At 71.5% G+C, this 19168-nt stretch carries 15 protein-coding genes; 8 read left to right on the top strand and 7 right to left on the bottom strand.

What is annotated here, in order from left to right; translation table 11 throughout:
- Positions 1-3: 3 nt before the first annotated feature.
- From pepN (EZM51_RS18685) to pepN (EZM51_RS18660), 6 genes are all read right to left on the bottom strand, one after another.
- Positions 4-2607: an aminopeptidase N gene (gene pepN / locus EZM51_RS18685; protein WP_136709819.1), complete on the bottom strand. Its 2604-nt coding sequence runs from the start codon at positions 2605-2607 to the stop codon at positions 4-6.
- A 54-nt stretch (positions 2608-2661) separates the two neighbouring features.
- Complete coding sequence (locus tag EZM51_RS18680) at positions 2662-3360, bottom strand: response regulator transcription factor (protein ID WP_248305737.1); 699 nt, start codon at positions 3358-3360, stop codon at positions 2662-2664.
- Positions 3357-4640 carry a histidine kinase gene (locus EZM51_RS18675; RefSeq protein WP_136709817.1) on the bottom strand — a complete coding sequence of 428 codons (1284 nt, stop codon included), beginning with the start codon at positions 4638-4640 and terminating at the stop codon, positions 3357-3359. Before EZM51_RS18675 ends, EZM51_RS18680 begins: the two co-directional genes overlap by 4 nt.
- 10 nt (positions 4641-4650) lie before the next feature.
- On the bottom strand, positions 4651-5502 hold the full coding sequence (locus tag EZM51_RS18670; RefSeq protein WP_136709816.1) for an ABC transporter permease: 852 nt from the start codon (positions 5500-5502) through the stop codon (positions 4651-4653).
- Positions 5499-6410, bottom strand: coding sequence for an ATP-binding cassette domain-containing protein (locus EZM51_RS18665; RefSeq protein WP_136709815.1), 912 nt, complete (start codon positions 6408-6410; stop codon positions 5499-5501). Before EZM51_RS18665 ends, EZM51_RS18670 begins: the two co-directional genes overlap by 4 nt.
- A 119-nt stretch (positions 6411-6529) precedes the next feature.
- A complete protein-coding gene (pepN, locus tag EZM51_RS18660) occupies positions 6530-9097 on the bottom strand; it encodes an aminopeptidase N (RefSeq protein ID WP_136709814.1) in 2568 nt (855 codons plus the stop codon).
- 89 nt (positions 9098-9186) lie between these two features.
- Here pepN (EZM51_RS18660) and EZM51_RS18655 point away from each other — a divergent pair, with 89 nt between their 5' ends.
- Genes EZM51_RS18655 through EZM51_RS18645 form a run of 3 tightly spaced genes read left to right on the top strand, consistent with a single transcriptional unit; the run spans position 9187 to position 11708 of the window.
- On the top strand, positions 9187-10173 hold the full coding sequence (locus EZM51_RS18655) for a DUF2332 domain-containing protein (protein WP_136709813.1): 987 nt from the start codon (positions 9187-9189) through the stop codon (positions 10171-10173).
- Positions 10174-10183: 10 nt separating this feature from the next.
- Positions 10184-10693: a ribose-5-phosphate isomerase gene (locus EZM51_RS18650; RefSeq protein ID WP_136709812.1), complete on the top strand. Its 510-nt coding sequence runs from the start codon at positions 10184-10186 to the stop codon at positions 10691-10693.
- A 10-nt stretch (positions 10694-10703) separates the two neighbouring features.
- On the top strand, positions 10704-11708 hold the full coding sequence (locus EZM51_RS18645) for a DNA glycosylase (RefSeq protein WP_136709811.1): 1005 nt from the start codon (positions 10704-10706) through the stop codon (positions 11706-11708).
- A 38-nt stretch (positions 11709-11746) separates the two neighbouring features.
- On the opposite strand, the gene EZM51_RS18640 is transcribed toward EZM51_RS18645, so the two are convergent.
- Complete coding sequence (locus EZM51_RS18640; protein WP_136709810.1) at positions 11747-13201, bottom strand: MFS transporter; 1455 nt, start codon at positions 13199-13201, stop codon at positions 11747-11749.
- Positions 13202-13276: 75 nt separating this feature from the next.
- Here EZM51_RS18640 and EZM51_RS18635 point away from each other — a divergent pair, with 75 nt between their 5' ends.
- The 5 genes from EZM51_RS18635 to EZM51_RS18615 all read left to right on the top strand — a co-directional run bounded on the left by EZM51_RS18635 (position 13277) and on the right by EZM51_RS18615 (position 19165).
- Positions 13277-13921: an FMN-binding negative transcriptional regulator gene (locus EZM51_RS18635; RefSeq protein WP_136709809.1), complete on the top strand. Its 645-nt coding sequence runs from the start codon at positions 13277-13279 to the stop codon at positions 13919-13921.
- Positions 13918-15450 (top strand): amidohydrolase family protein, encoded by a 1533-nt coding sequence (locus EZM51_RS18630; protein ID WP_136709808.1) that lies wholly within the window; start codon positions 13918-13920, stop codon positions 15448-15450. The genes EZM51_RS18635 and EZM51_RS18630 overlap by 4 nt, the downstream gene beginning before the upstream one ends.
- 74 nt (positions 15451-15524) lie before the next feature.
- Positions 15525-17069: a multicopper oxidase domain-containing protein gene (locus EZM51_RS18625; RefSeq protein ID WP_136709807.1), complete on the top strand. Its 1545-nt coding sequence runs from the start codon at positions 15525-15527 to the stop codon at positions 17067-17069.
- A complete protein-coding gene (locus EZM51_RS18620; protein ID WP_248305736.1) occupies positions 17059-18480 on the top strand; it encodes a sensor domain-containing protein in 1422 nt (473 codons plus the stop codon). Before EZM51_RS18625 ends, EZM51_RS18620 begins: the two co-directional genes overlap by 11 nt.
- Positions 18481-18526: 46 nt before the next feature.
- Positions 18527-19165, top strand: coding sequence for a response regulator transcription factor (locus tag EZM51_RS18615; protein ID WP_136709806.1), 639 nt, complete (start codon positions 18527-18529; stop codon positions 19163-19165).
- Positions 19166-19168: the final 3 nt, after the last annotated feature.

Raw genomic sequence — 19168 nt, 5'->3', positions numbered from 1 at the left:
AGTCTACTGAGCGGCGACCGTGAGGACGCCGGAGTCTCGCTCACGCGCCGCGAGGGCCCGCTCGAGCTCGTCGAGCTGCTCCGATACGAGCCGGTGCAGCGGCGCCGGTTCGGGGTTGGCGGCGAGCCAGGTGCGCGCCATGTCCGCGAGCTCCTCGTCGACGAGCGGCGACGGGAAGAGCCGCTTCACGATGAGCGAGGCCATGGTGAAGCTGCGGTTCGCCCACGTGTCCTGCAGCATCGCGAAGTAGTCGGCCGCCGTCGACGCGAGCAGCTCGGGCTCCGTCGTGCGCCGCCAGCCCTCGGCGATCGCGCGCGCGAGGTCGTTCGAGAGGCCTGTGTCGGTGGCGACGCGCCGCCACGCGGCATCCTTCACCGCCTGGTCGGGCCGTGCGGCACGCGCGGTCTCGGCGAGCTGGCGCCCCTTCGCGGTGTCGTCGAGCCCGAGCGCGCCGTCGATCTCGTCGTCGGACGCCGCGCCGAGCGCTGAGTGCGCGATCACGAGGTCCCACCGCAGGTCGAGGTCCACCTCGAGCCCCGGCAGCTTGATCGACCCGTCGAGGAGGTTCCCGAGCACGTCGGCGTGGGCCTGGCTCGCGGCGATGCGCGTGAACGCCTTGACGAACTGCAGCTGCGCGTCGGAGCCGGCGCCGGCCAGCTCGGCGAGCGCCCACACCGCGTCGCCCGCCTCGATGGAGAGGGCGTCGTGGTGCGCGTCGGCGAGGTAGCGCGAGAGCGCGAGCTCGAGGTGCTCGAGCGCGAGGCCCCGTGCCGCCGACTGCGTCTCGTGGCCGACGCTGCCGAGCACGAGCCGCACGAAGTCGCTCGCCGGCAACTCGGCGTCGCGCACGGCATCCCACGCCGAGCCGAGCACGACCGCACGGGCGACCGGGTCGGCGAGGTCTGCGAGCCGCGAGGTCGCCGTCGCGAACGAGCGCTCGTCGAGCCGGACCTTCGCATAGGTGAGGTCGTCGTCGTTGACGAGCAGCAGGTCGGGGCGGGGCAGTCCGACGAGCTCGGGCACGTCGGTCGAGGCGCCGTCGATGTCGAGCTCGATGCGGTGGGTGCGCACGAGGGCGTCGTCGGCGTCGGCGGAGTAGCAGCCGATCGCGAGCCGGTGGGGACGGAGGGTCGGATGCGTCGGGGCCGCCGACTGCTCGACGCGGGCCGCGGTGATCGTGCCCGAGGCATCCGTCTCGACGACCGCGCGCAGCGTGTTCACGCCGGCGGTCTCGAGCCATAGCTCCGACCAGCGCGTGAGCTCGCGCCCGCTCGCCCGCTCGAGCTCGTCGAGGAGGTCGCGGAGCGTGGCGTTGCCGCCCGCGTGCGCCGTGAGGTATGCGCCGACGCCGCGCTGGAAGGCGTCGAGGCCCACCCACGCGACGAGCTGCTTGAGCACGGAGGCGCCCTTGTCGTAGGTGATCTTGTCGAAGTTCACCTCGACGTCGGCGAGGTCGCGGATCTCGGCGACGATGGGGTGCGTCGAGGGCAGCTGGTCCTGCTCGGCCGCGTGCGTCTTCTCATCGCTCGCGAACGTGGCCCACACGCCCGTGAACTCGGTGACCGCGGCGGTGGCGAGGGTCGACGCCCAGGTGGCGAACGACTCGTTGAGCCACAGGTCGTTCCACCACTTCATCGTCACCGAGTTGCCGAACCACATGTGGCTCAGCTCGTGCAGCACGACGATGGCGCGCTGCTCGCGATGGGCGTCGGAGACGCGGGCTCGGAACAGGTAGCCCTCGTTGAACGTGACGGCGCCGACGTTCTCCATCGCGCCCCAGTTGTACTCCGGCACGAAGATCTGGTCGTACTTGCCGTACGGGTAGGGCACCCCGAACGCGTTCTCGTAGAAGGCGAGGCCGGCCTGCACGGTCTCGAACATCACGTCGGGCTCGGCGTACTGCGCGAGCGACGCGCGAGTGAACAGCCCGAGCGGGATGTCGCGGCCGTCGACGCTGCGCGCCGAGCCGTGCCAGGCCGTGTACGGGCCGGCGACGATGGCGACGATGTAGCTCGAGATCACGGGCCCCGGCTCGAAGGTCCAGGTGGCGGATGCCGCGTGCCCCGAGCCCGTCGCGCCGGTCGCCGCCTCGACGGGCTCGGCGACCGGGTCGGGCGAGGGTGCGTTCGAGAGCACGGTCCAGTGCGCGGGCGCCGTGATGGTGAACCGGAACGAAGCCTTGAGGTCGGGCTGGTCGAACACCGCGAACACTCGGTTCGCCTCGGCCACGGCGAACTCGGTGTACAGGTAGGCCTCGCCGTCGACCGGGTCGACGAAGCGGTGGAGGCCCTCTCCGGTGTTCGTGTAGCGCGCGTCGGCGACGACGTGCAGTTCGTTCGCGGCCGCGAGGTCGTCGAGCCGGATGCGCGTTCCGTCGCTCACCGCGGCCGGGTCGAGCGATCGGCCGTTCAGCGTGATCGAGTGGATGGCGTCGGTGCACGCCTCGATGAAGGTCGAGCCGCCCGGCATGCCCGTGAACCGAACCGTCGTCTCGCTTCGGAACGTCTCGGCGCCCCGGGTGAGGTCGAGGACGACCTCGTAGGAGGGGGCGCTCACGACGGCGGAGCGCTCGATCGCCTCGGCGCGCGTGAGGTTGGCAGCAGGCATGGAGGAACCCTTCGAGTCGGTGTGCTCGGCCAGCCTACCGACGAGCGTGCACCCCTACGGACGGCCGCCCGCCGGACCCGACGACATGAGGCCGTGCTCGTAGGCGAGGATCACGAGGTGCACGCGGTCGCGCGCGTCGAGCTTCGTCAGGATGTGGCCGACGTGCGTCTTCACGGTCGATTCCGAGAGGAAGAAGCGCCCGGCGAGCTCGCCGTTGTTGAGGCCCTCGGCGATGGCGACGAGGATCTCACGCTCCCGCGGGGTCAGCGCATCGATCGGGCTCGGCGCCGCGGGTCGGTCGGTCGGTGCGGGCAGCTCGGTGGAGAACAGCTCGATCATGCGCCGGGTGACCCGCGGGGAGAGGGCCGCGTCGCCGTCGTGCACGGCGCGGATCGCGGCGGCGAGGTCCTGCGGGCGCACGTCCTTGAGCAGGAATCCGCTCGCGCCCGCCCGAATGGCGGCGAACGCGTACTCGTCGAGGTCGAACGTCGTGAGCACGATGACCTTCGGCGCCGACCGCGTCGCGATCACCTCCGCGGTGGCGGCGATGCCGTCCATGCCGGGCATCCGCACGTCCATGAGCATCACATCGACGGATGCCTCGACAGCGAGCCGGATGGCCTCGCGACCGTCGCCCGCCTCACCGACCACCTCGATCCCCGGCTCGGCGTCGAGCACCATGTGGAAGCCCGTGCGCACGAGCTCCTGGTCGTCGACGATCGCGACGCGGATGGGCGACGTGTCCCCGTTCAAGGGTCCTCCCTCGGGTCCGACGGCTCGGTCGGAAGCACCGCGTGCAGGCGCCATCCGTTCCCCGCTCGGGGCCCCGCCTCCAGGGTGCCGCCGGAGAGCGCGACGCGTTCGCGCAGGCCCTCGAGCCCGCGCCCGGCGCCGGACATCCGGCCGCTCGCATGCACGGCGTCGTCCTCGATCGTGATCTCGACGGCGTCGTCGCGGTGGTCGAGGAGCACTTCGACGTGCTGGGCGCCGTCGGCGTGCCGGAGCACGTTCGTGAGCCCCTCCTGCACGATGCGGTAGGCCGCCAGCTGCAGTGCGGTGCCCGTGATCGGGGCGCCCGCCGTGGTCAGTCGCACCGGCAGTCCCGCCTCGCGGAACCCCTCGACGAGGTCGGGGATCGCGGCGGCATCGGGTTGCGGCGAGCGGGTGGCCGCGTCGCCCGAGGCATCGTTGAGCACGCCGAGCATGCGGCGCATCTCGCTGAGCGCGTCGCGTCCGGCGTCGGCGACGCGCCGCATCGCCTCGGCGGATCGCGCAGGGTCGTGTTCGACGGTGGCCGCCGAGCCTTCGGCGAGCGTGATCATCACGGTCAGCCCGTGCGACACGATGTCGTGCATCTCCCGGGCGATGCGGGCCCGCTCGGCCGCCGCGGCGAGCTGTCGCTCCTGGTCGCGCTCGCGGGCGAGGTCGTGGGCGCGGGCGATGAGCGCGTCGAGGTAGCGGCGCCGATTGCCGACGGTGACGCCGATGAGGGTGGCGATGAGCATGAACACCGCGAACGCGATCGACGAACTGATCGGATCGAGGTCCGCGGGCTCGAAGGGCGGGGTACTCCGAACCCACGTCGAGAGATAGCCCGCGAAGGTGGCGACCGCGACGGACGCGCCGAGGCCGATCCACGCCGCACGAGACGAGCCGTACACCGCGAGCGCGTACAGGGCGAGAACGATCGCGAAGGTGTCGATCGAGACAGCCGTCGCGGAGACCAGGCAGGCGAGCCACGCGAGTCCGAGCACGACCCAGGTGTGCGTGCGCCGCATCAGCATGATCGCGGCGCTCGCCGTGAGCACCACCGCGACGTTGACGATGGCGATCAACGTGGGGTGCTGGTACTCGATCGCCGACACGATCGTGTTGACGAGCGTCGGCACGCCGTAGATCCCGGCGATCAGCCCGTCGACGAGCCGCGGATGCCGCGCCCAGAACTGGCGGACGACGCCGGGCGGCTTCGGCAGGCGCAACTCGCCCCCGACCACCGCATCGGCGGGGTCGGGGGCGAGCTGCGATTCGGTCATGGACAGGATGCTACGCGTCGCGCCTCGTGAGGAGCGCAGCGGCGCCGGTGACGGATGCCGCGACCCAGCCCAGCACGATCACGAGGTTGAGCCAGACGCCGAAGGCGTCGGCGGTGGGCCCGGCCGTCGTCGAGGTGAAGATCCCCATGCCGGCGATGGAGAACATGTACGGGAGGAGGTCGTGCGCCCAGTCCGCCGGAATCATCTGCAGCACCGTCGGCGCGAGCAGGATGAGGCCGAGCACTGCGGCGATGCCGCCCGCGCTGCTGCGGAGCATCGCGCCCACGCCGAGCGCGAACACGGCGACGATGGCCAGGTAGAGCGCGGCACCGAGGATCGGGAGGATCACTCCCGGCTCGGCGAGGTTCGCGGAGACGTCGATCCCCGCGAACACCAGCGACGAGACGAGGAAGGCGCCGAATGTGGCGATCGCTCCCACGACGAACGTGGCGACGAACAGCACGGCGGCCTTCGCCGCCAGCGCCGGCCGGCGCGTCGGCACCGCGGCGAGGGTCGATCGGATCATGCCCGTCGTGTACTCGCCGCTGATCACGAGCACGCCGAGCACGCCGGCGACGAGCTGGCCGAAGTACACGCCGAACACCGACGCGTCCACGACGAACTGCGCCTGCTGGTCGACCGGCGCTCCCGCGATGTCCGGACCGCCTTCCAGGCCGCTCGCCATCGCCAGCGACATGATCAGTGCCATGCCGATCGAGATCGTCACGACGAGGGCGTACGACCACGCCGTGGAGCGGAGGCTCCTGAGCTTGATCCACTCGGAGCGGAGCACGCCCGTGAAGGTCAGGGACGTCGTTCGGGTGGGCTGGAACTGTGAGATTTCGGGGGTGATGGTGGTCATCGGAGTGCCTCCGTGCGGTATTCGACGGCGTCGGCCGTGAGGGCCATGTAGGCCTCCTCGAGCGACGCGTTCAGGGTGGTGAGTTCGTGGATGGCGAGCGAGTGCTCGGCGGCGAGGTCGCCGATGCCGGATGCCTCGACGCCCGTGATCTCCAGGAGTCCCGCCTCGGAGCGCATGACGCTCACATCGGGACCGGCGAGGAGGTCGGCGAGCTGCGACGCGTGCGGCGAGCGAACACGTACGCGGGTCCCGGTGTTGCCGGCGATGACGTCGGCGACCGGGGCATCCGTGATGATCCGGCCCTTGCCGAGCACGATGAGGTGGTCGGCGGTCTGCGCCATCTCGCTCATGAGGTGCGAGGAGAGGAAGATGGTCCGGCCCTCGGCGGCGAGGCTGCGCACGAGGCGGCGCACCCAGAGCACGCCCTCGGGGTCGAGGCCGTTGACGGGTTCGTCGAGGATGAGCGTCGCGGGGTCGCCGAGGAGTGCGGCGGCGATCCCGAGGCGCTGGCCCATGCCGAGCGAGAAGCCGCCGACGCGCTTGCGCGCGACCGACTCGAGGCCGGTGAGCTCGATGACCTCGCGCACTCGGCGCTCGCCGATGCCGTGCGTGGCGGCCATAGCCCGGAGGTGGTTCTCGGCGGTGCGCCCGGTGTGCACGGCCTTCGCGTCGAGCAGCGCGCCCACTTCGTGGAGCGGCGCCCGGTGGTGTGCGTAGGGCTTGCCGTTGACCGTGACGCTGCCCGCGCTCGGGCGGTCGAGTCCGACGATCATGCGCATCGTGGTGGACTTGCCGGCCCCGTTCGGGCCGAGGAATCCGGTGACGCGGCCGGGATGCACGGTGAAGTCGAGTCCGTCGACGGCGGTCTTCGCGCCGTAGCGCTTGCTGAGTCCTGCTGCGGTGATCATGGCTTCGACGCTACGGATGCCGCAGCCGCCGCAGATCGGACGGTGGGACGGTTCGCGGGCGGCCGCGAGTCGTACCGGGGTACTACTCGCGACCGCCCCGTGCCGGTGGCGGGGTGGTGCTACCCCTGCTGCGCGTCGCGCTCCTGCGCGGCGAGCGCCCGGTCGATGCCGGCGAGACGCTCGATCACGAGGCGGCGCAGCGCGGGCACGTCGGGGTGCGCGTCGAGCCAGGCGCGGCTCGCGTCCGCGAGCGCCCGGTTCGCGAGCGGCGCCGGATACAGCCCGTCGACGAGCTTCTCGGCGATGGCGTAGCTGCGCTCGTCCCAGACGCGCTCGAGCATGGCGAAGTACCGGTCGACGAACGCCTCGAGCAGTGCGGGGTCGCTCGCCCGCAGGAAGCCCTCGGCGGTCTCGCGAACGATCGTGTTCGTCGCCGTGTCGACGTCGACGAGCGACGACCACGCCCGCTCCTTCGCCTCGAGCGTCTGGATCGCGGCGCGCGCGTTCGCGGCCGACTGCTGCCCGGTGGCGGTGTTGTCGGTGGCGAGGCGTGCGTCGATCTCGGCGTCGCCGGCCCGGCCCGCGGCGACGAGCGCGATGAGCAGCTCCCAGCCCAGGTCCGTGTCGATCTCGAGGCCGTCGAGCTTGAGCGAGCCGTCATGCAGCGCCTCGAGCTCGTCGACGTGCGACCCTGCCTCGGCGAGACCCGCGAAGTTCGTGACGAATTGGAACTGCGCGTCGCTGCCGGGCTCGGCCTCCTGCGCGAGGCGCCAGAAGCCGTCGGCCAGGGTGCGGCGGGCCTCGGCGCGGCGCTCGGGCGCGACGTACGAGCTGGCGGCGAGCACGGCGTTGGCGAGCACGATGCGCAGCGTCGTCGACTCGGTCTCGCTCGCGATGTTGCCGAGCACGAGGGCGAGGTAGTCGCTGGCCCGGGTCTCGGCGTCGCGCGTGGCATCCCACACCGAGCTCCACACGAGGGCTCGAGCGAGGGGATCGGCGATCTCGGAGAGGTTCGCGAGCGCGACGCCGTGCGACGCCTCGTCGAGCCGGATCTTGGCGTAGGCGAGATCGTCGTCGTTGAGCAGCACGAGGTCGGGTCGTGCGCGTCCGATGAGCTCGGGCACCGAGGTTCGTTCGTCGGCGACGTCGAGTTCGACGCGGTGGTCGCGCACGAGCTTGCCGTCGTGCAGGTTGTAGAACCCGATGGCGAGCCGGTGCGGGCGGATGGTGGGGTGCTCCTCGATGGCCGACTGCAGCACGGCGAACGACGTGATGACGCCGTCGTCGTCGGTCGCGATGTCGGGACGCAGCGTGTTGACGCCGGAGGTCTCGAGCCAGAGGCCCGACCAGTCCGAGAGGTCGCGACCGCTCGCGACCTCGAGCTCGGCGAGGAGGTCGGCGAGGGTCGTGTTGCCCCACGCGTGCTTCTGGAAATAGGCGGACACGCCGGCGAAGAACGCGTCGACGCCCACCCAGGCCACGAGCTGCTTCAGCACCGAGCCGCCCTTGGCGTAGGTGATGCCGTCGAAGTTGACCTGCACGTCCTCGAGGTCGTTGATGGTGGCGACGACGGGATGCGTCGACGGCAGCTGGTCCTGGCGGTACGCCCAGCTCTTCTCCATCGAGTTGAACGTCGTCCACGCCTCGGTCCACTCGGTGGCCTCGGCGGTGGCGATCGTCGATGCCCACTCGGCGAACGACTCGTTGAGCCAGAGGTCGTTCCACCACTTCATCGTGACGAGGTCGCCGAACCACATGTGGGCGAGCTCGTGCAGGATCGTGACGACGCGGCGCTCGCGCACGGCGTCGGTCACCTTCGACCGGAACACGTAGAACTCGGTGAACGTCACGGCGCCCGCGTTCTCCATGGCACCGGCGTTGTACTCGGGCACGAAGAGCTGGTCGTACTTCGCGAACGGGTAGGGCACGCCGAACTTGCGCTCGAAGTACTCGAAGCCCTGCTTGGTCTTCTCGAAGATGTAGTCGGCGTCGAGGTGCTCCGAGAGGCTCTTGCGGCTGAACACCCCGAGCGGGATGACACGGCCGTCGGCCGAGGTGAGCTCGTCGCGCACCACGGCGTACGGGCCTGCGACGAGGGCGGTGATGTAGCTCGAGATGCGCGGGGTCGGCTCGAACGCCCACGTCTTCGCGGCGGTGCCGCTGCCGTCGCCGGCGACCGCGTCGACCGGCTCGGGCGTCGGCGAGTTCGAGACGACCTCCCAGTGGGCGGGGGCCGTGACGGTGAACCGGAACGAGGCCTTGAGGTCGGGCTGCTCGAACACCGCGAACATGCGGCGGGAGTCGGGCACCTCGAACTGCGTGTAGAGGTAGGCCTCGCCGTCGACCGGGTCCACGAATCGGTGCAGACCCTCACCCGTGTGCATGTACCGGCCGTCGGCGACGACGACGAGCTCGTTCTCGGCGGCGAGGCCCGGCAGCTGGATGCGCACGCCGTCGCTCACCTCCGCCGGATCGAGCGCCACGCCGTTCAGCGTGACCGAGTGCACCGCGGCGGTGATCGCGTCGATGAACGTGGAGGCGCCCTCGGTCGCGGCGAACCGCACCGTGGTCGTGCTCCGGAACACGTCGGGGCCGGTGGTCACGTCGAGCACGACGTCGTAGTCGTGCACCGTGACGAGCGCAGCCCGCTCCTCGGCTTCGAGCCTCGTGAGGTTCTCTCCTGGCAACTTGGTCATCCTCTCCCATGAGCGTTCGCGGGCGCTCGTGGCGCCGTCGCACGATTGACCAGCCTAGTCGTCGGGCCTAGCGTGGCGACATGAGGACGAGCGTCGATTCCGACGCGCCGACACCCGAGCGGTACCTCGCGTTCGCCGACGTCGAAGCCCGCGGCTTGTCGGCTGTCTACGAGTCGTGGGCGCACGGCGTGGCGGGCGACCCGGTCACCGTCGCGCTCATCGACGAATTGCCGTCGGCGAAGCGGCAGCCGAACCTCGTGTTCTCGGCCGCGCGGTATCTGGGCGCCCCGACGGGTCCGTACCTCGCGTTCCGCGACTGGCTGCAGGCGCACTGGGTCGACGTGCGCGCCACGGCGCTCACGCACGCCACGCAGACCAACGAGGCGGCGAGGTGCGCGCTGCACGTGCCTGCGCTCGCGGGCATCGAGGGCCCGATCGCACTGCTCGAGGTCGGGGCATCCGCAGGTCTCTGCCTCTACCCCGACCGGTACAGCTACCGCTATTCCGGCCACCCGCAACTCGACCCGGCGAGCGGCGCCAGCCCGGTGGTGATCGATTGCACGGCGAGCGGGCCCGTGCCGGTGCCCGGCCGGTTGCCCGACATCGTCTGGCGCAGCGGCATCGACCTGAACCCACTCGACGCGCGGCGGGACGACCACCTTGCGTGGCTCGATGCGCTCGTCTGGCCTGAGCACGACGACCGTAGGGGGCGACTGCATGCGGCGGCGGCGATCGTCGCCTCCGATCCGCCGTTCATCGTGGCGGGCGACCTCAATGCGCGACTTCTCGAGGTCGCTGGACTGGCGCCGTCGGAGTCCACGCTCGTGGTGTTCCACACGGCGGTGCTGGCGTACCTCGATGGGCCGGGTCGTTCTCGCTTCGTGCGGCTCGTGCGGGAACTGCCCGGCCACTGGTTGTCCGTCGAGGCGCGCAGCATCGTCCCGGGTATCGACGTGCGTGACGATGTCGAGAACGACAGCACCGACTTCGTGCTCGCGCTCGACGGCGAGCAGCGAGCGTGGGCGCATCCGCACGGGCGCACCATCCGCTGGGTGCCGAATCCCTAGACTTGGGCGCATGCGCATCCACATCGCGACCGACCACGCCGGCCTCGAGTTCAGCCGCACGCTCGTCGACCATCTGACCAACGGCGGCCACGAGGTCGTCGACCACGGCCCCGCCGAGTACGACCCGCTCGACGACTACCCGGCGTTCTGCATCAATGCGGCGCTCGGCGTCGCGCGCGACCAGGCCGCGGGCGTGAAGACGCTCGGCGTCGTCTTCGGCGGCTCGGGCAACGGCGAGCAGATCGCGGCGAACAAGGTGCGCGGCATCCGCGCGGCCCTCGTGTGGAGCATGGACACCGCCATCCTCGCCCGCCAGCACAACGACGCGAACGTCATCTCGATCGGCGCGCGCCAGCACACCGTCGAGGAGGCGATCCGCTACATCGACGCGTTCATCGCCGAGCCGTTCTCGGGCGACGAGCGGCACGTGCGCCGCATCGCGCAGCTCGCCGAGTACGAGACCACCGGCGACATCGCCGGCAAGGGCGTCGACGTCGCACCGCCCTCGCCCGAGGCGTAGGAGAGCCGCGGTGCCCGAGGGACACTCCGTCCACCGCATCACCCGCCAGTTCGAGCGCAACTTCGTGGGGCACGTCGTGCACGCGTCGAGCCCGCAGGGCCGGTTCGCAGACGGTGCGGCCGACCTCGACGGGCGGCGGATGACCGACGCCCGCGCCGTCGGCAAGCAGATGTTCCTCGGCTTCGAGGGCGACCGCTGGCTGCGGGTGCACCTCGGCATGTACGGCGCGTGGGACTTCGCGGGAGACATCCTCATGGATGCCACGATCGCGGCGGCGAACGGCCGCATGGGCCAGACGAACCAGCGGGGCACGTTCCTCGAGGGTCCCAACCCCGACGCGGTCGTGTTCGACACGGCGGGGGAGAACTCGATCACCTCGATCGGCGCGCCGCGGCGGACCCGCCTGCGCATGTCGGAATCGGAGAAGGAGCAGAACGGATTCGAATCGTTCCCGCCCGAACCGGTCGGCCAGGTGCGCGTGCGACTGCTCACCGACACGGTCGTCGCCGACCTCCGCGGGCCGACCGCGTGCGAGGTGCTCGACCCGGCGCAGGTGGAGGCCGTCGTCGCGAAGCTCGGGCCTGACCCGCTCATCGACGCCGGGCGGGCCGCAGAGGACCGGTTCGCGGCATCCGTCGGGAAGAAGTCCACCCCCATCGGACTGCTGCTCATGGACCAGAACGTGGTGGCCGGCATCGGCAACGTCTACCGCGCCGAGCTGTTGTTCCGCGCGAGGCAGAACCCGCACACCCCGGGCCGACTGGTGCCCGAGGAGCATGTGCGCCACCTGTGGCGCGACTGGACGAAGCTCCTGCGCATCGGCGTCGAGACCGGCCAGATGATGACGATGGACGACCTCGACGACGACGCGTGGCGTGCCGCGATGGCGAACCGCGCCGACCGGCACTGGGTGTACAAGCGCGAGGGGCTGCCGTGCCGCGTGTGCGGCACGAACATCGTGGTCGAGGAACTGGGCGGCCGGAAGCTGTACTGGTGCCCCTACTGCCAGGCCTGACCGGCGGTCGACGAGCGGAGCGCGTTGAGACCTGCCGCTCAGGCGACGTCGTCGGGCAGCGACGGGTGTTCGCCGGGAAGACGCCGCGGCTTCGGGATGGCGAGGCCGAGGGCGCCGGCCACGAGGGCGGCACCCAGGCCGAGGAGGAACGTGAGCTCGAAGCCCTCGCGCGTCGGCACCTGGACGCCGCCGACGTCGACGGAGTGGGTCGCGAGCACGGCGCCCATGACGGCCGCCGCCATGCTCGTGCCGAGCGAGCGCATGAGGGCGTTGAGCCCGTTGGCCGCGCCGGTCTCGGTCGCCGGCACCGCGCGCATGATGAGGATCGGCATGGCGGCGTAGCCCAGCCCGATGCCCACGCCGATCAGGGCGTTGACGAGGGCGATCTGCCACACCTCCGACGAGGCGACGACCGCGACCGCGTAGGCGACGACCATGGCGCCCGCGCCCGAGATGAGGAGCACCCTCGCGCCGAAGCGCCGGGTGAGGCGCGCGGCGACCGGCGACATCGCCATCATCACGAGACCGGCCGGCATGATCACGAGGCTCGCCGCGAGCAGAGGGAGGCCGAGCCCCACGCCGGTCGTGGCGGGCAGCTCGAGCAGCTGCGGCAGCGTGACGTTCGACGAGAAGAAGGCGAAGCCCATCGCGATCGACGCGAGGTTCGTGATGAGCACCGCCGGTCTCGCCGCGACGCGCAGGTCCACGAGGGGGTCGTCGAGGCGGAGCTCGAACCATCCCCAGCCGAGAAGCGCGGCGACACCGCCGAGGCCGAATGCGAGCGTCGCCGGCGACGCCCACCCCCACGAGTCGCCCTGCGAGAACGCGATGAGCAGGCCCGACAGGCCGATCGCCAACCCGATCGCCCCGGGCAGGTCGAACCGGCCGGGCGCACGCAGGGTGCTGACCGGCACGAGCCACGCGACGAGCGCGAACAGCACGACGCCGAGCGCGGCCGCCATCCAGAACAGCAGGTGCCAGTCGGCGTTCTCCGCGATGAGCGCGCTCACCGGCAGCCCGAGCGCGCCCCCGAACCCGAGCGTCGCGCTCACGAGCGCGACCGCCCCGCCGATCCGGTCCTCGTGCAGATGGTCGCGGAGGATGGCGATGCCGAGCGGGATCACGCCGACCACGGCGCCCTGCAGCGCCCGACCGACCAGCAGCAGCGGGAGGGACTGGGACGCCCCGGCGATCACGCTGCCCACGATGAGCACGGCGATGAGCGCCAGCACGATGCGCCGCTTGCCGTAGAGGTCGCCGAGCCGACCCGCGATGGGGGTGGTGATGGCCGCGGTCAGCAGGGTCACCGTCACGACCCACGCCGTCGCCTCGCGGCTCTCGTCGAGCAGTTCGGGCAGTTCGGCCTGGATCGGCACGACGATCGTGAACATGAACGACGAGCACGCGCCCGCGAACGCGAGCACGGCGATGATCGGCCACGTCGGCGGGGTGCGGCTGAGGTTCGCCCGCTCGTCCCCGCCTCGCCTGCTCATCGGCGCCAGCCTATCGGCACTCGGTGCCACGCCCGCCCGAAGGTAGCGTGGAGGCATCCGACCGGAAGGACGCCGATGCGGCAGAACCCGAGCTTCACCCTGGCGAGCGACGAAGGCGTGAAGCGCCTCGTCCGCGAGCACCCGTGGGCGACGATCGTGAGCCAGACGGATGCCGCGGGCCTCGTGGCATCCCACTACCCGGTGCTCCTCGACGAGGAGGCCGACGGCATCGTGCTGCTCACACACGTCGGCCGCCCCGACGAGGTCGTGCACGAGCTCGGCTCGCACGAGGTCATGGTCATCGTGCAGGGACCGCACGGCTACATCTCGCCCGGCTGGTACGACGCGAATCCCGCCGTGCCCACCTGGAACTTCGTGACGGCGCACCTGTACGGCACACCCGAGCTCCTCGCCCACGACGACAACCTCCGCGTGCTCGAGGCGCTCGTCGACCACTTCGAAGACGCCATGCCCGAGCCGCGGCGCATGCGGAGCACCGCGGAGAACTCCGCCTACGCCGACCGCATCGCCGTGGGCACGGTCGGCCTGCGCATCCCGATCACGAGGTTCGTCGCCAAGAACAAGATGAGCCAGAACCGCCCGGCCGAGACGGTCGACCGCATCATCGCCGAGCTCGAGGGCGACGGCCCCTACGCGAGTCCCGCGCTCGCCGCGGAGATGCGTCGTACGCACGAGGCGCTCCGGGCCGCTCGGGCATGAGCGCCGAGGTTCCCGCTCGAGGGCGGGCGACGGATGCCACGACGCCGCTGCTCCTCGCTGACGCGCGCATCCCGGGGCGCGACGGGCGCGTCGACGTGCACGTGGCGAACGGCGTGGTCACCTCGATCGCGCCGGCGGGAACCGCCACGCCGGCCGGTGCGCGACGCATCGACCTCGACGGCCGCTTCGTCGTGCCCGGCCTCCACGACCGGCACGTGCACTTCTCCCAGTGGTCGATGTGGTCGCGGCGCCTCGACCTCGCAGGCGCCGACTCGGCGGCCGCGGCCGCGGCGCTCGTCGCGGGCTGGATCGAGCGCGGCGACGCCGAAGTCGTCGGCGGCGGCTACCGTGACGGACTGTGGCCCGATGCCCCGAGCCGCGAGCTCCTCGACCGGGTATCGGGCGACGTGCCCGTCGTACTCATCGCGGGCGACCTGCACGCCTGCTGGGTGAACACGGCGGCGGCCCGCCGCCACGGCGTGGAACACCTCGCAGGGGAGAGCGGCCTCCTTCGGGAGGACGACTGCTTCACGCTCACCCGCGAGCTCGACGACGTCGCCGACGACGTGCTCGACGCGTGGGTCGCCGAGGCCGCGGCCGCCGCCGCCGCGCGCGGCGTGGTCGGTATCACCGACTACGAGATGCGCTGGAATCGCGACGACTGGGCGCGGCGCGCCGCCTCGGGGTTCGACACGTTGCGCGTGTCGTTCGGCGTGTACACCCAGCACCTCGACCGTGCCGTCGACGAGGGCATGCGCACGGGAGACGAGCTGCCCGGCACGGGCGGGCTCGTCACCGTCGGCGGCTACAAGGTCATCACCGACGGGTCGCTCAACACCCGAACCGCGTGGTGCTTCGACCGCTACCCGGGTCTCGGCGACGCCGAGCACCCGTACGGGCTCGCGACCGTGCCGTACGACGAGCTCGTGCCCCTCATGCGCCGCGCGCATGCCGCGGGCATCGCCCCCGCGGTGCACGCGATCGGCGACCGCGCCAACGCCGCCGTGCTCGACGCATTCGAGGCCGTCGACCCCGGCGACTGGCACGGGCGCGGCTCGATCGAGCACGCCCAGCTCCTCCGCCACGAGGACGTCACGAGGTTCGCACGCCTCGGCGTGGTCGCGAGCGTGCAGCCCGAGCACGCCATGGACGATCGCGACGTCGCCGACCGGTACTGGGCCGGACGCACCGAACGCGCGTTCATGCTCGCCGACCTCGTCGCGGCGGGTGTCGAGCTCGCGCTCGGCTCCGACGCACCCGTCGCGCCCCTCGACCCGTGGGTCGCCATCTCGGCGGCCGTCGGCCGCGCCCGCGACGGGCGCGAGCCGTGGCATCCCGAACAGGCGATCGAGGCCCGTGCCGCGCTCGCCGCGTCGACCGGCGGGCACGGCGCCGATATCGCGGTCGGCGGACCGGCCGACCTCGCGGTCGTCGAGCTGGATCCGCTCGCGACATCCGCCGAAGAACTCCGCACGATGCCGGTCGCGATGACGCTGCTCGCCGGTCGCATCACGCACTACGCGCGCTGACGGGGGAAAACCCCCGCCGCGATCCGGGCGCACACCGGCTGGGGCGCAGGCGCGCGCGCCGCGACGCTGGAATCATGCTTCCCACACGTTCGACCCCGATCCCGATCCGCAGGCCGCGCGCCGTCGGCGGCGCCCTCGCGGCGGTCGCCGCCGGCGCCGTCGTGGCCGTCTCCCTGGCCGGCTGCGGCCTCGCCGGCCCGACGCCGGTCTCCACCGTCGACAAGGTCGACTTCGAGACGCCGCTCACGATTCCGCCCCTCGCCGAGTCGACGGTCGACGCCGACGGCACGCGCGTCTTCTCGCTCGAGGCGCAGTCGGGCACGACCGAGTTCACGCCCGGCGCGCTGAGCGACACGTGGGGCTTCAACGGCTCGTACCTCGGTCCGACCCTCGTCGCGAAGCGCGGCGAGCGCGTGCGCGTCGACGTGACGAACGCGCTCGAGGTGCCGACCACCGTGCACTGGCACGGCATGCACCTGCCCGCCGAGATGGACGGCGGCCCGCACCAGATGGTCGACCCGGATGCCACGTGGTCGCCCGAGTGGGACATCGACCAGCAGGCGGCGACGCTCTGGTACCACCCGCACCCGCACGGCGAGACCGAATCGCACGTCAGGCGGGGCCTCGCCGGAATGTTCCTCATCCAGGACGACGCCGAGCGGGCGCTGCCGCTGCCGCGGGAGTACGGCGTCGACGACGTGCCCGTCATCGTGCAGGACACCGGCTTCTCGGCCGACGGCAGACGCGACGATCCGCAGCGCGGGTTCGCGGGCGGGCTCGGCGACGAGCTCCTCGTGAACGGCACCCGCGGCCCATTTCTCGAGGTCTCCGACGAGGTCGTGCGACTGCGCCTCCTCAACGGGTCGACCGCACGCAGCTACGCCTTCACCTGGAGCGACGGCCGGCCCGTCGAGCTCATCGCCACCGACGGCGGACTGCTCGAGGCATCCGTCGAACTCGACCGGGTCATGCTGTCACCCGGCGAACGCGCGGAGGTGCTCGTGCGCCCGACGCCGGGGGAGCGGCTCGTGCTGCGCTCCGAGATGACCGCCGAGGCCGCGGGCATGATCGGCTCGATCGCCGCGATGAACGGAAGCACGGACTCGTTCGACGTGCTCGAGCTGCGAGCGGCCGACTCCCTCGACCCGTCGCCTGCGGTGCCGGCACGTCTCGCCGAGCTGCCGCCCGTCGATGCGAGCGGGGTCGCCACGACCCGCACGTTCACGCTCGACGGCTTCGAGATCAACGGCCACCAGATGGACATGGGGCGCATCGACGAGACCGTCACGGTCGACACGACCGAGCGCTGGATCGTCGAGAACACCAGCCAGATGCCGCACAGCTTCCACGTGCACGACGTGCAGTTCCGCATCGCGTCGATCGACGGCTCACCGCCGCCGCCGCACCTCGCGGGCTGGAAGGACACGATCTTCGCCACCCCTGAGACCGAGTTCGAGCTCATCCTCCGATTCGAGGACTACGCCGACCCCGACACCCCGTACATGTACCACTGCCACCTGCTGTGGCACGAGGACCAGGGCATGATGGGCCAGTTCGCCGTCGTCGAGCCCGGCCAGTCTGCCACGATGACAGAAGGAACCACGCACCATGAGCACTGAGAGCACGAGCATCGACCGCATGACGACCGAGACCACCACCACCGAGCGAGCGGATGCCGCGCCGCGTCGCCGCGGCTACGGCGCCCTCTGGGCGAGCGTGCCGCGCGAGCTCGGGTTCCTCATCCTGACGATGCCGATCGCGATCACCGGGCTGGCGCTGCTGTCGACGGTGTTCTTCACGGGCCTCGGGATGATCTTCCTCGTCTTCGGCATCTTCATCGTCGTCGCCGCGCTCTACACGGCTCGCGGCTTCGGGATGCTCGAGCTCGTGCGACTGCGCTGGGCCGGCCGGCCCGCCATCACCCCGCCGCGCTGGGAGCGCGCCGACCGCGAGCAGGGCTTCTGGCGCATGATGCTCGCCCCCTTCGTGAACGGGCACTACTGGCTGTACCTCCTGCACGGCATGGTGATCAACCCGATCATCAGCGTCTTCACCTGGGCCGTCACCGTCGTATGGACCTCGGTCGCGCTCGGCGGCACGACCGGCTGGATCTGGCAGCGCTTCATTCCCGAGTCCGATCGGGGCTTCTGGCTGCACGACGTGATCCTCGACTGGGTCTTCCCCGGCAACACGTTCGAGATCGACCCGATCGTCGGCGAGCGCGTGTTCGAGTTCATCCTCGGCGTCGTCTTCCTGCTCACCCTGCCGTTCGTCTTCCGGGGCCTCACGCTGCTCCACGACGTCATCGCACGGGGCCTGCTCGGCGCCTGGCGTTCCGAGGCCCTCGAGGTCGAGGTCGCGCAGCTGTCCGCCTCGCGCGGTGCCGCCGTGCAGGCGGAGGACGCATCGCTGCGCCGCCTCGAGCGGGACATCCACGACGGTCCGCAGCAGCGCCTCGTGCGCCTGCAGATGGACCTCGCCGCCATCGAGCGCAAGCTCGAGCGCGACCCCGACTCGGCACGCGAGCTCCTCGTCGAGGCACGCGACCAGGCCCGGGAGACCCTCGACGAGCTGCGCGCCCTGTCACGCGGGTTCGCGCCGCCGATCCTGCAGGACCGCGGGCTCGCGGTCGCGCTCGAGTCGCTCGCACTGCGCAGCCCCGTGCCCGTCACGGTCGAGATCGACCTCGACGACGTGGCGCTGCCCGCGGCCATCGAACGCAACGCGTACTTCATCGCCGCCGAGCTCCTCACGAATGCGGCGAAGCACGCCGGGGCGAGCGCGATCCGGCTCCGGGTGACCACGCGCGACGAGGGCGCGGCCGGGCACTGGATCGACCTCTGGGTCACCGACAACGGGCGCGGCGGCGCCTCCGCGGTACCGGGTCACGGACTCGCCGGACTCGACGAGCGCGTCCGAGGCCTGCGCGGCATACTCGTGATCGACAGCCCCACTGGCGGCCCGACGTCGATCGGCGCGCACGTGCCGTTCGTGCCGCTCGCTCCCGCGGCGGCATCCGGCACCGCCTGACGCTCGTCGCTAGTCTGGACGGCATGACGGATGCCGCCCCCGCCCCCTGCGCATCGTGCTCGCCGAGGACTCGGTGCTGTTGCGCGAGGGGCTGGTGCGGCTCTTCGACGAGGCCGGGTTCGAGACGGTCGGCTCCTACGGCGATGCCGAGTCGCTGCTCGCCGGGATCGACGAGGCGAAGCCCGACGTCGCGGTGCTCGACGTGCGCATGCCGCCCACGTTCCGTGACGAGGGCGTGCGTGCCGCGATCGAGCTTCGCCGGCGGATGCCACGACTCGGCGTGCTCCTGCTCAGCCAGTACGTCGAGGGCACCTATGCGCAGGAGCTGCTCTCGTCGGGAGACGGGGGCATGGGCTACCTGCTCAAGGACCGTGTCGCCTCGCTCGACGAGCTCGAGGATGCCGTCGAGCGCGTGAGCCAGGGCGGCACCGTGCTCGACCCGCAGGTCGTCGCCGAGCTGCTGTCGCGGCGCAGCGACCCGCTCGCCACGCTGACCCCGCGTGAACGGGAGGTCATGACGCTGATGGCCGAGGGCCGCACCAATGCGGGGATCGCGAAGCAGCTCTACATCGGCGTCGGCGCCGTGGAGAAGAACGTGACGTCGATCTTCCAGAAGCTCGGGCTCGAGGACTCGGGCACCGACCACCGGCGGGTGCTCGCGGTGCTCACCTGGCTGCAGCGGTAGGCG

The organism is Agromyces sp. H66 (assembly GCF_004959775.1).
In the GTDB taxonomy this organism is placed as follows: domain Bacteria; phylum Actinomycetota; class Actinomycetes; order Actinomycetales; family Microbacteriaceae; genus Agromyces.
The sequence above is the reverse complement of the archived record's forward strand: the minus strand, read 5'-3'. Positions and strand labels throughout refer to the sequence as shown.

Bases quoted from the DNA above. Each gene is read 5' to 3' on its own strand.
- EZM51_RS18670 (WP_136709816.1), bottom strand. From the start codon at position 5,502: ATGACCACCATCACCCCCGAAATCTCACAGTTCCAGCCCACCCGAACG.
- EZM51_RS18625 (WP_136709807.1), top strand. From the start codon at position 15,525: ATGCTTCCCACACGTTCGACCCCGATCCCGATCCGCAGGCCGCGCGCC.
- EZM51_RS18675 (WP_136709817.1), bottom strand. From the start codon at position 4,640: ATGACCGAATCGCAGCTCGCCCCCGACCCCGCCGATGCGGTGGTCGGG.
- EZM51_RS18630 (WP_136709808.1), top strand. From the start codon at position 13,918: ATGAGCGCCGAGGTTCCCGCTCGAGGGCGGGCGACGGATGCCACGACG.
- EZM51_RS18655 (WP_136709813.1), top strand. From the start codon at position 9,187: ATGAGGACGAGCGTCGATTCCGACGCGCCGACACCCGAGCGGTACCTC.
- EZM51_RS18620 (WP_248305736.1), top strand. From the start codon at position 17,059: ATGAGCACTGAGAGCACGAGCATCGACCGCATGACGACCGAGACCACC.
- EZM51_RS18665 (WP_136709815.1), bottom strand. From the start codon at position 6,410: ATGATCACCGCAGCAGGACTCAGCAAGCGCTACGGCGCGAAGACCGCC.
- pepN (WP_136709819.1), bottom strand. From the start codon at position 2,607: ATGCCTGCTGCCAACCTCACGCGCGCCGAGGCGATCGAGCGCTCCGCC.
- EZM51_RS18650 (WP_136709812.1), top strand. From the start codon at position 10,184: ATGCGCATCCACATCGCGACCGACCACGCCGGCCTCGAGTTCAGCCGC.
- EZM51_RS18635 (WP_136709809.1), top strand. From the start codon at position 13,277: ATGCGGCAGAACCCGAGCTTCACCCTGGCGAGCGACGAAGGCGTGAAG.
- EZM51_RS18640 (WP_136709810.1), bottom strand. From the start codon at position 13,201: ATGAGCAGGCGAGGCGGGGACGAGCGGGCGAACCTCAGCCGCACCCCG.